Annotated in this window: 12 protein-coding genes; 2 read left to right on the top strand and 10 right to left on the bottom strand. The window is 74.5% G+C overall.

Going from position 1 to position 11,050, the window contains the following annotated elements; all coding sequences use genetic code 11:
- Positions 1-8: 8 nt before the first annotated feature.
- The 7 genes from ACWEN6_RS08975 to mycP form a co-directional block, all read right to left on the bottom strand.
- Positions 9-332: a hypothetical protein gene (locus ACWEN6_RS08975; protein WP_354834975.1), complete on the bottom strand. Its 324-nt coding sequence runs from the start codon at positions 330-332 to the stop codon at positions 9-11.
- A 6-nt stretch (positions 333-338) separates the two neighbouring features.
- Positions 339-743 (bottom strand): YbaB/EbfC family nucleoid-associated protein, encoded by a 405-nt coding sequence (locus tag ACWEN6_RS08970; RefSeq protein ID WP_452569692.1) that lies wholly within the window; start codon positions 741-743, stop codon positions 339-341.
- Between the two features lie 231 nt (positions 744-974).
- Positions 975-1,364 (bottom strand): hypothetical protein, encoded by a 390-nt coding sequence (locus ACWEN6_RS08965; RefSeq protein WP_452569691.1) that lies wholly within the window; start codon positions 1,362-1,364, stop codon positions 975-977.
- A complete protein-coding gene (locus ACWEN6_RS08960) occupies positions 1,361-2,479 on the bottom strand; it encodes an SseB family protein (protein WP_452569690.1) in 1,119 nt (372 codons plus the stop codon). The genes ACWEN6_RS08965 and ACWEN6_RS08960 overlap by 4 nt, the downstream gene beginning before the upstream one ends.
- Positions 2,480-2,513: 34 nt before the next feature.
- Positions 2,514-2,867 carry a YbaB/EbfC family nucleoid-associated protein gene (locus ACWEN6_RS08955; protein WP_354834967.1) on the bottom strand — a complete coding sequence of 118 codons (354 nt, stop codon included), beginning with the start codon at positions 2,865-2,867 and terminating at the stop codon, positions 2,514-2,516.
- An 85-nt stretch (positions 2,868-2,952) separates the two neighbouring features.
- Entirely contained in the window at positions 2,953-5,382 is a 2,430-nt protein-coding gene (locus ACWEN6_RS08950; protein WP_452569689.1) for a serine/threonine protein kinase, read from the bottom strand.
- Positions 5,383-5,657: 275 nt separating this feature from the next.
- Positions 5,658-6,827, bottom strand: a complete 1,170-nt coding sequence (gene mycP / locus ACWEN6_RS08945; protein ID WP_452569688.1) for a type VII secretion-associated serine protease mycosin — start codon at positions 6,825-6,827, stop codon at positions 5,658-5,660.
- 361 nt (positions 6,828-7,188) lie between these two features.
- On the opposite strand from mycP, the gene ACWEN6_RS08940 reads away from it, so the two are divergent.
- Positions 7,189-7,527, top strand: a complete 339-nt coding sequence (locus tag ACWEN6_RS08940; RefSeq protein ID WP_380823816.1) for a cytidine deaminase — start codon at positions 7,189-7,191, stop codon at positions 7,525-7,527.
- A 111-nt stretch (positions 7,528-7,638) separates the two neighbouring features.
- Positions 7,639-8,559, top strand: coding sequence for a GTPase Era (gene era, locus ACWEN6_RS08935; RefSeq protein WP_354834959.1), 921 nt, complete (start codon positions 7,639-7,641; stop codon positions 8,557-8,559).
- Between the two features lie 60 nt (positions 8,560-8,619).
- On the opposite strand, the gene ACWEN6_RS08930 is transcribed toward era, so the two are convergent.
- From ACWEN6_RS08930 to ACWEN6_RS08920, 3 genes are read right to left on the bottom strand one after another with little or no spacing between them, the layout of a single operon-like run.
- The gene (locus ACWEN6_RS08930) at positions 8,620-9,600 is read right to left on the bottom strand and encodes an urease accessory protein UreD (protein WP_452569687.1); all 981 of its coding nucleotides are present in this window, start codon (positions 9,598-9,600) and stop codon (positions 8,620-8,622) included.
- Between the two features lie 12 nt (positions 9,601-9,612).
- Positions 9,613-10,311, bottom strand: a complete 699-nt coding sequence (gene ureG, locus ACWEN6_RS08925) for an urease accessory protein UreG (protein ID WP_452569686.1) — start codon at positions 10,309-10,311, stop codon at positions 9,613-9,615.
- Positions 10,301-11,044, bottom strand: a complete 744-nt coding sequence (locus ACWEN6_RS08920; protein ID WP_452569685.1) for an urease accessory protein UreF — start codon at positions 11,042-11,044, stop codon at positions 10,301-10,303. The genes ureG and ACWEN6_RS08920 overlap by 11 nt, the downstream gene beginning before the upstream one ends.
- Positions 11,045-11,050: the final 6 nt, after the last annotated feature.

The raw sequence follows: 11,050 nt of genomic DNA, 5'->3' as shown, positions 1-11,050 counted from the left end.
CGCCGGGGTCAAATGCTCAGGGTGGTGCCGGCCTGGGCCTTGTCCGTGCGGCGCGTGTTACCGACGGCCGTGCGGACCTTGCCGCCCACCTCCTCGACGTCCTGCATGACCATCTCGCCGATGCGGGCGAGCATCTCGGGACTGGCGTCCTTGATGTAGGCCGTGTGGAAGGACGCGCCGGCGGAGTCGTCGCCCCAGGGCGCCGCCGCGACGAGCCGCTGGATGCGCGCCTGGCCCTCCTTCAACGCGCGGGTGATGCCGCTGGTGGCGGCGTCCCACTGGGCCAGCGCCTGGACGGCGGTGGGGGCGTGGACGTCGACGTTCTCCGGCATCGCGGGTCACCGCCTTCCGAGCATCTGCTGAGCCATCTGCTCCAGCACGCTGTCGAGGTCTCCGTCGAGGTGGGCTCTCATCTGCTCGCGGGGGACCAGCGGTGCGAACAGCTCGATGACCTCCGCCTGCGCCTTCGTGGCGGCCCGCCGCACCGTCGCGGTGATGGAGTCGGCGAGCTCGCGGGAGTCGGGCCGCCGGTAGATGCGCGGGTCGATGTCGAGGCGGATGAGGTCGCCGCGCGCTCCGACGGTGGCGGCGATCAGCCCGTCCTCGGACTTCTCCGTGACCTGTACGGCGCGGGCCCTGCGGTGCGTCTCGGGCGCCTGTTCCTGAAGGCGCATGAAGGCGGCGCGGAGCTCCTCGGCATAAGCCCGCATCTCGGCCGCGTCCCCACCGGCGAATCCCTCCACATGACCTCCCCGAGCACCTGTCCCCACGGTGCCAGGTGCTTAACGGCACCGTAACCGTGCCCTAACTCCAGGGAAACAGTCGCTTGATCGGACATTGTGACATTCCGGGATTTAACTCGGCAAGCGTTGTGCGTCGAATCCGGCTTTTCTTCCGCATTGCCGGTTATGCGAGTATTCCGGTCCGTCGTATCACCAGAAAACGGACACGGCGTTCCCCCGCCCTCGCTGAGGTCACAGGTCCAGGAGAACGGCCTGCTCATGAAGGTCGGCGACCTCGTCCTGGGACACCCAGGCCCGGTGGACGCCCCGCTCGACCCGCTCGAACCCGAGCGCCCGCGCCACCGGCAGCAGCCCCCCGGTGTACTCGACCAGCAGCTCGCCCTCGCGCTCGGCGCGCACCTGGCAGGGCGCCCCGCGCCACAGGCAGGCCGTCGTCACGAAGACGACCCGCTCGCACTCGCCCGCCGGCACCGGCCGCACGTGACGATCGGGAGCGACCGGCTCGAAGCCGTCCACCGGCCCGGCGGCGCGCAGCCGCATCCACAACCCGTCCGGACGCGGGTCGGGGGCGGCCTCGTACTCCTCACCCCGCCAGCGGACGCGGTAGCCGTGCCACCTCACCGCGCCCGCCCTTCACCGGGACCGCCGAGGCCGCCGGGACCGCCGGGGCCGCCGGGACCGCCGGGGCCGCCGGGGCCGCCGGGGCCGCCGGGGCCGCCGGGACCGCCGGGACCACGGGGAGCGCCGGGAGCGCTCCACTCCTCCTCGGGCTGGCCTTCTTCCTCGCTGAGAAGGCTCCCCTCCTCAGCGAGGAGGCCCCACTCCTCACCTGGAGGGGCGGCGGTCGGCGGCGCGGCCTGGACCAGCAGCCAGCGCTCCAGGTCGCCGTCGTACACCGCGCGGCGGTGCTGCACCCCGGCGTCGGTCAGTTCCCAGATCTCGGCGCCGTGCGGCAGGCCGACGCCGTCCACCTTGTACTCGCGGATCACCTGGTCGACGTTCGGCGCCAGCCCGAGGCCGACGAACGGCGGCTCCTCGATGAACAGGCCCTCCACGGCCGCCCTGCTCTCCTCGTCCACGCCGCCGTAGGGCGTGCGGTAGAGGTTCAGCCCCACGGCCGCCCACCGCAGCAGGTTCACCGAGCCCTCGTCGGTGAGCACCCCGTCCACCTCCGCCATGCCGAGCGCGTCGGCCAGCACGGCGGGGGTCGCGATGTGCGCCACGTCCAGCGCGCGGTGGCAGTACCCCGACACCCGGGTCTCCCCTTCGGCCAGGTACGCGTACAGGTCGCGGGGCGTCAGCGGCTTCTGCACGACCGGCAGGCCCGCGCCGGGGTCGGCAAGACGCTCCTCGGCCAGGGAGGGGACGGCGAGCCTGGCCACCGTGCCGGACCGCAGGAAGAAGTGCACGGGGAGCCCGGGGTTGACCGCCAGCCCCCAGCGCGGGTCCGGCCAGCCCGCGGCCAGCTCGGGCAGCGTGACGACGCGGTGGTGCGCGGTGACCTCGCCGATGCCGGCCCGCATGGCCCGCGCGGAGGTGTAGGCGAGAATCCAGGTGCCCTCGGCGTCCGACGCGGTGGGCCAGGCCACCGGCTCGCGCCCGGCGGCGGCCGCCGGGCTGACCGGAAGGGCGAGCTGTGCCAGGCGGAGCAGGCCGAGGCACAGGGCCAGGTCTCCGGCCGCGAACGCCGAGCCGAGGCCCTCTTCGAACGCACCCGCCGGCTCCCACCCCTCCACGGCGATCACTCTAGTGCGGCGCGCGTCCCCGGGATCAGTCGTGCGGCAGAGCGCCCGCGGGCGGGGGCTCCGCGACCAGGGGGGCCATCAGCGACTCGGCCCGGTCGGCGGCGTCGGCCTCGGCTCGCCTGGCGGCCACCAGGATCGCCTCGGCCAGCGCCTCGGACCCGAGCCGCATGGCGCGCGGGTCGATGCGCAGGGCCACCAGGGAACCGCCGGGAAGCGCCTCCACGATCACGCGGCCGTCCTCGGCCTCGCCCCGTCCACGCGTCTCCGACAGTCGCCGCCCGACCGCCTCGAACCTCGCCGACTGCGCCGCGAGCGCCTCCAGCACCTCGTCCACCTCGGGGTCGCCGGTGGGGGAGTACGGTCCGCCGTTGGTCGTCATACGCTCATCTTTCGCTTCGCGGTACGAGACGAGGCCCGGCCGCCGGTGCGGGCCGAGCCTCGTCGGGGATGGACGATCGGGTGGGTCAGCCGCAGTTGCCGAACGGCGCCGCGGTGGAGCCGCTGCCCGCGCTGCCGCTGAAGCGCACGCACTTGCCCTTGCCCTGCATGACCACCGGTCCGGCGTAGTACTTGAACGACCCGCTCTCGCTGACCGGGGCGGAGCCCTGCACCTCCAGCGTCGCCGACACCGGGCTGAGCACGCCGATGTTCTGCGTCTTCATGGTGACCACGCAGTTGAAGCCGGTGGCGAGGTTGTAGAGCTGGTAGGTGACGCCGCCGGTGAACGCGCTCTGCCGCTGGACGGCGAAGCCGGTGCCCTTGCCCGACCCGTTGCACACCTGCTGCGGGGTGAAGGGGTTGGTGACCGGCTTCGGAGCCGGCGTCGCCGTGGCGGTGCGGGTGACGGTCGGCCTCGGGGTCGGCGTCCGGGTGACCGTCGGCCTGGCCGACACGCTGGGCCGCGGGCTCCACACGTGCGGGGGCCGCGGCGTGAACGACCTGGACACGCTCGGGGTGGGCCGCGGCGACGGGGAGCTCGGGTGCGGGGACGCCGGGCCGGAGGTGGTGGGCGTCGGGCTCGGCGTGGGCGTGGGCACCAGGCTCAGCGGCCCGCTCGGCGACGGCGAAGGCGTCGGGCTGCCCGGGCCGGAGGGGTCCGGGGTGGGGGTGACCGACGGCTGCGGCGACTGGTCGGGCCCGGACGGGCTGGGCGTGGGGGTCGGCTCCGCGGACGGGCTGACCACCGGGCTCGGCGTCATGGTGACGGTGACCGTCGGCACCGGGGTCGGCGACGACCGCGTGGGCGTCGGCGGGGCCGACGGGATCGGCGGCGGGGTGAACTGCGGGCCGGGCGAGAAGTTCGGGATGTTCGCCGCGGGGCTCGACGTCGTCAGCTGCATCGGGTAGACGCCGGTCTGCTGCGGAGCGGGGGAGCCGGCCCACGGCACGGTGACCTGCGGGCGCGGCGCGGTGCTCTCGCCGACGCCTCCGACGCCCGCGACGTCGCCCAGGCCGCCGGACGGCTCGGGGACGTTCGTGCCGCCGGCCTGTCCCTCGGCCGCGACCCGGCCGATCTGCTGGCTGCTGCCCGCGTAGTGGCCGGCGCCCCACAGACCGAGGCCGGACAGGCCGATCACGACGCCGACACCCGCGGCCAGGCCGACGGGGAAGTGGGCGCCGGTCCTTTTGCGCGCCGGCGCGGCGGGCGGCGCCTCGCCTCCGGCGGCGGCCGGCAACTCGGGCCGCGCGGGTTCCTCCGACGGGAGGGCGGGGGCGCCCCACACCGGCGGGGCCGGCGGCTGCGGCTCGGCCGCGTACACCGTCGGGGGCAGACTCTCCGTGCCCTGCGGGACGACGGCCGGAGGCGGCGCGGCCGAGCCGCCCGCCTCCATCAACGTGTGCTGCGGCGGGTCACCCGCGGGTCCCGCCGGACCGGCCTGACCCGCGGGCCCGGCCTGGCCGGCCGGGACGGTCGGCGTGCTGGAGGAGGACGCGCCGGGGACGCCAGGGACGGGGATGCCGACGAGGGGCGCGCCGGGAACGGGCGCGGCCGGGATCGCCGGGGCGGGCGGGGCCGCCTTCTCCTCGCCGAGCAGCCACAGCATCGCGCCCTGGGCGGTGGGCCGCTCGGCGGGCATCTTGGCCAGGCAGGAGCCCACGACGTCGCGCAGCGGCGCGGGAAGGCCGCCGAGGTCGGCGCGGGCCGTGGCGATCGCCTCGGCGTCCTCGCCGAACGGCTCGGCGCCGGTCGCGGCGAACACCATCGTGCCCGCCCAGGCGAACAGGTCGGCGGCGGGGCCGGTGGGCTCGCCGCGCACCTGCTCGGGGGAGCGGTAGGCCGTCTCGCCGAGGCCGAAGTCGCAGACGCGGGGGCCGTCGGCGGACAGCAGGACGTTGTCGGGGGTGAGGCCGCGGTGGGCGATGCCGGCCAGGTGGACGGCGGTGAGCGCCGTCAGCGTGCCGACGGCGACGCGCTCGAGGGCGTCGCCGGTCAGCGGGCCGTCCAGTTCGACGGCCTCGCGGAGCGAGCGGCCCTCGACGTGCTCGCGCACCACGTAGGCGCGCTCGCCGATCCAGCCCGCGTCGACGCTGCGCACCGCGTAGGCGCTGGACACCCGCTGGGCGGCGGACAGGTCGTCGACCACCCGCGCGCGGGCCTCGTCGCCGGCCTCCGGCCACGGGGGCAGCAGCTTGACGACGAACAGCCGGCCGGGCTCGCCCGTGGCGGAGGAGGGGGCGGACTCGGCGGTCGTTCCGGTCGCGGCGGCGCTCTCGCCCTGGGGGCCGGCCTCGGCGGGGGCCTCGGCCTCGGCGGCTGTGGGCGCGGCCGCTGCGATCGGCGCTTCACCGGAGAGGCGGCCAAGGTAGACGACGCCCCGGGTTCCCTCACCCAGTCGCCCGAGAAGCGTGTACGCGCCCACCTGCTTGGGGTCATCCGGCAGCAACGACTGCATGTCCTTTATCGCCTTCCCCTGTGGATCATCTCAAGCCCCTGGAGATCTCAAGCATCATGACACCACATGTTTGAGTCGCACTTAACGTAATTTGTCACGTCTGCATCACATGTTACGGTTTCGTTGATCTTGGGGGCGGGGAAACGGATAGGGCGATTCATCTCATCCCGTACAAGCGCTTCCGTCCCGCCACTTCACCCGGGCTTTCCACCCCTCGTGCCGTGCCCGCTCGCCTCTCGCGCCGTGTCGCCTGCCTCTCGCGCCGGGTCCGCCGCTCACTCGCCTGGGGTCACCGCGCGGCCGGGCCGCCACCCGCGGCGGCGCCCCATGGGGATGACGACGCCCACGGCCGCCACCAGCCCCGCCGCGAGCACCGCGATCACCGCCACCGCGGCGGAGACGTTGATCGCCTCCTGGTCCGGAGGCCGCGGCCTGGTCACGATCGTCGAGGGAAGCGCCTGGGCCGGGCGGGGCGCGATGGCCACCACCTCGGACGGCAGGATCTCCGACACCGCCATCAGCGGGTTCACCATGCCCGCGCCGGTCCCCGTGCCCGACGCGCCGTCGGCGGTGATCTCGATGCGCCGCCGCACCCGCACGTTGTCCAGTTCCGGATGCCGCGCGCGCACCAGGGCCGCCACCCCGGCCACGTACGGCGCGGCGTAGCTGGTGCCCTCCAGGTCCTGGCGGTAGGCGCCGCCCGGCCAGGTGCTGGTGATCTCCTGACCCGGCGCGATCACCGAGACCGGCGTCACGGAGTTGGAGAAGTCGTTGCGCCTGCCGTCCGGGCCGGCCGAGCCGACCGACAGCACGCCCGGGTAGGAGGCCGGGTAGACGGCGGCGGGGGTGCCGTCCTCCTTCCTGATGTTCCCGGCGGCGGCCACGATGACGACGTCCTTGGCCAGCGCGTACTCGACGGCCGCCTTCAGGTCGGGCTGGTCGCTGGTCTGGACGGAGATGTTGACGACCTGGGCGCCCAGGTCGGCCGCCTGCTTGATGCCCTGGGCCAGCAGCGCCACGTCCCCGCGCTCGCTGTTGGTCTGCTTGATGGAGATGAGCCGGGCCTTGGGCGCCACGCCCGCGAACGGGATGTCCTTCCTGTCCGCGCCGGCGATGATGCCGGCCACCGCCGTGCCATGGCCGACGCAGTCGAGCGGGCCGGTGCCGGTCAGGTCGACGGACCGGGCGACCCGGACCTGAGGGTGACGCGTGTCCACCCCGCTGTCGACCAGCGCCACGGTCACGCCTTCGCCCTTGGTGAGCGGCCAGACCCCGGTGAACGCCAGCCGCCGCTGCGCCCACGACTCGCCGACCTTGAGGCCGCCGTGCGGCGGCGAGCACTGCTCCGGCGCGCGCATGGCCATCGTGAGCGCCGCGGCCGCCGCGTCCGGTCCGGTGGCGAGCGCGAGCGCCAGCGCGCCGGCGAGGATTCCCCGAGCGACCATGCATCAGCTCCATCTCCCGGCGAGGCGACGCCGGCCGCCTCCCGCGGGACGACCGCCGGCGTCCGGCGCACCTGTCCGAATACGACGGAGAAGCCTAGCCAATGGCAGGTCACCGATTGCCGGATATATCGAGTGACGACCGCTTTTCCAGCGTTGATCACCCTGCGCACAGGAAAGGTGTCCTTGCGTATTGAATGGACCGTGCTAATTACCGGAAATGCCATTTCCCGGCTCGCCCCGCCCCTGCCTGGGCCAAGAGGCGGGGGGTGGGGGCGCCCGACCGGAGCAGGAGCGATCGCGACGCATGACGGACCCGTACCACGGGCCGGTGACCGCGGGGCCGCCCAGTAGCCTGATGCCCGTGACCGACACCATCCTCGGCGCCGAGGACAGCAAGATCATCACATTGGCCCGCGCCGCCCGCGCCCGCAACGGGACGGCCCAGGGCGCCGCCGTCCGCGACGAGACCGGGCGCACCTACACCGCGACCAACGTGGACCTGCCCTCGCTGCGGCTGTCCGCGATCCAGGTCGCCGTGGCCATGGCCGCCTCCAGCGGGGCGGTCTCCCTGGAGGCCGCCGCCCTCGTCACCGACGAGGAGGAGCCCGGCGACCAGGACATGGCGGTCGTCCAGGACCTCGGCGACGCCATCCTCTTCCTCGCCGCCCCCGACGGCGCCCTCAAGGGCCGCTACCGCTGACCCGCCAGGCTCGCGAGGGGGGCCCGCCCGGCCGGTGAAGGGCTCCGCCCGGCCCGTGACGGGGCCCGTCGTCCCGGTGGCGGGGAGGGGCGGTCGCTCTGATCGGGGACAATAGGTGGCGTGAGTTCCTCAGCCGCTGAGTTCCGTGCCGGGTTCGCCTGCTTCGTCGGCAGGCCCAACGTCGGCAAGTCGACGCTGATGAATGCGCTGGTCGGCGCCAAGGTGGCGATCACCTCCTCCAAGCCGCAGACGACCCGCCGCGCCATCCGCGGCATCGTCAACAGGCCCGCCGCCCAGCTCGTCATCGTCGATACGCCGGGCCTGCACCGGCCCCGCACCCTGCTCGGCGAGCGGCTCGACAGCCTCGTGCTGTCCACCCTGACCGAGGTCGACGTCATCGGCTTCTGCGTGCCCGCCAACGAGGAGATCGGCAAGGGCGACCGGTTCATCGCCGAGAAGCTCGCGGCCGTTAAGAAGACCCCCGTGGTCGCCGTGGTGACCAAGTGCGACCTGGCCTCCCGCGAGCAGATCGCCTCCCGTCTGCTCGACGTCTCGCGCCTGGCGGACTTCGCCGAGATCGTCCCGGTCTCCGCCCAGTCGGGGGAGCAGCTCGACGTGCTGGGCGACCTGCTGATCGAGCGCCTCCCGCACTCCCCGCCGCTCTACATGGACGGTCAGCTGACCGACGAGCCCGAGCAGGTGCTGGTCGGCGAGCTGATCCGCGAGGCGGCTCTCGAAGGCGTGCGCGACGAGCTTCCCCACTCGATCGCCGTCGTCGTCGAGGAGATGACTCCGCGGGAGGGCCGCGACGACCTGCTCGACGTGTACGCGCACATGTTCGTCGAGCGCCCGTCCCAGAAGGCCATCGTCATCGGCCCCAAGGGCGCCCGGCTCAAGGACGTCGGCACCCGCGCCCGCAAGCAGATCGAAGCCCTCCTCGGCACTCACGTCTACCTCGACCTGCGCATCAAGGTGGCCAAAGACTGGCAACGCGACCCCAAACAGCTCCGCCGCCTGGGCTTCTACGACTGATCCTCGCCCAAGACGCCCGATGTCCCTTCCCAAGGCCCCGGGCCTGCTCGGACGCGTCCGTCAGTCACCGTCCTTGAAGGGCGCGGTCGCCTGTGCGGCGCCCCAGGTGAGGCGGGAGCGCAGGGTGGGGGCGTCGGGGGCGAGGGCGGAGATCAGCGTGCCGGGCCCGGCGAGGGGGAGGACGGCGCAGCCCTCGGCGAGCACGGCGCCGCTCCCCTCCGCGCCGGACGAGGACGAGGCCGCACCGGCGGCCGGCGCGGTGCGGGCCGGTTCGCCCGGCCGCGAGGCGGTCGGGACCCGCGGGCGGGCGAAGGCCGGGCCGGTGAGCAGGACGTTGCCGACGCAGCGGGCGTCGCCGTACACCGCGGGGCTGCCGTCCTCGGCGGGGTCCCCGACCACGAAGTCCTGACGGAGCAGAGGCACGCCGTCGATGGTCGCGTCGAAGCGGGCGTGGCAGCGCCCCGGCGGCTCGCCGTACCGGCCGAAGGCGATCTCCTCGCGCCACGACACCGACGCGCCCTCCGCCAGGGTCAGACGGACGATCACGCGATGGTCGCATCCGGCCGCCAGGACCGTCGGTTCCGGGGCGTACACCAGCGTCGCCCCCGCGCCGACCCGGGCCCGCACCACCATGACCGACTCTCCGTCCCCCGGCAGGACGAGCGTGCTCGCCACCGAGGCGATGGTGAGGCGCGTTCCCGGGGCGACGTCGATCTCCAGCGTGAGACGGTCGCCGCCGAGCGGCCCGGCGGCGGTCGAGACAAGGTGCACCGTGTCCGGCCCGGTCTGCCGCAGGGTCAGCGGCGGGTCCGAGCGCAGCGTCCCGAGTACGGTGCGCCCACCGGAGGACTCGGTGCCCACCGCCGCCCGCGCCTCGAACCCGCGCCGCCCGGCGCCCGGTGGCCGCGCCTGCGGTCCCGGCCGGTCGGCGGCCGGGGGCGCGGACCTCTGCCGTGCGGTGTCCGGTGGCCGGGCGCCCGGGTCGTGGTGGCCGGTGCCCGGGGGCCGCGGGCGCAGGACGGGGTGGGTGGTCTCGTGCATGGGCGGGGTGGGTCAGGCGTTCGGGGCGGGGATGGCGGGGCCGTGGGGGTGGGAGCGGGCGTGCGACCACGACTGGACCACCCCGTGCACCCACTCGGCCACGGCGTACACCTCCGGCACCTCCCTGATCGAGGTGAACAGCACCGGTTTGCCGTCGCGGACGGCCGCCGCGTCCCTGGACATCACGGTCAGATCGGCTCCCACGTGTTTCGCCAGGTCGGTCTTGTTGACCACCAGCAGGTCGGCCGAGGTGACGCCGGGGCCGCCTTTGCGCGGCACCTTGTCCCCGCCCGACACGTCGAGCACGAAGATCTGCTGGTCGGCGAGTCCCCGGCTGAAGGTGGCGGTCAGATTGTCGCCGCCGCTCTCGACGATCACCAGGTCCAGCGGTCCGTGGCGTTCCTCCAGGGTCTCGACGGCGTCGATGTTGGCGGCGATGTCGTCGCGGATCGCGGTGTGCGGGCAGCAGCCGGTCTGCACGGCCACGATGCGCTCGGGGTCGAGGACGCCGGCCCTGCGCAGGAAGTCGGCGTCCTCGGTGGTGTAGATGTCGTTGGTGACCACGCCCAGCCGCAGCACCGGGCCGAGCGTGCGGCACAGCGCGGCGACCAGCGCCGTCTTGCCGCTTCCTACCGGGCCGCCGACGCCGAGGCGCAGCGCCCTTCCGTGGGGGTCAGAGGACGGGTGACGGTCCTCGTGGTTAGCTGACAAAGAGCCGTACCTCCGTGCGTAGGTGCTGTTCGGCCAGCAGGTCGAGTGCGGGAGCGGCGTGCGCGGGAAGGCCTTCCCACGCGGTGCGGAAGACGGCCTCGCCGGCCGGGCCCGGGGCGTGCGCCGGGGCCGCCTCCGCGGCGGCCGTGCGGGCGACGCCGGACAGGTCCGGCACGAGGCCGGCGAGCACCCGGTGCACGACGACGGGGTCGAGCCCGAGCAGCCGGACGGCCGCGGTGGCCGGTCCGGTGATCGAGGTGTACGCGGCGGCCAGCGCCGCGTCGTGGGGCGAGCAGCCGGCGGCGGCGGCCACCGCGCCGAGCGCGATCGGGTGGTGGGCGCCGTCGGGGACGGCGCGCGCGAGGGTGTCCAGGACGGCGGAGGGCCAGATGCGGCGGGCGCTTCGCAGCAGCAGCCTGCCCTGAGTGCGAGCCGCGTTCCGCTGCGCGGGCGAGGCCGTACGGGCGTCGGCCTCCGCGTCCAGCTCCCGCCACGCCCGCTCGTCGACATCGGGGTCGTCGGCGACGTCGGTGGGGGTCGCGAGGGCGCAGGCGGCGGCGGAGAGGGCGGCGGCCACCAGGCCTGAGGTGGCGAGCCGGCCACGGAGGAACCGCGCCAGTTCCTCCGGGCCGGTGATCGCCCCGATGCGTACCGCCTGCTCCGCGCCCCCGGAGTGGCCGTGGCCACCGGCCGGGAGCCGGGAGTCGGCGAGAAGCAGCAGCGCCGCGTCCATGACCAG

Source organism: Sphaerisporangium sp. NPDC004334 (assembly GCF_053602655.1).
This window is presented reverse-complemented; position numbering and strand designations above follow the sequence as displayed.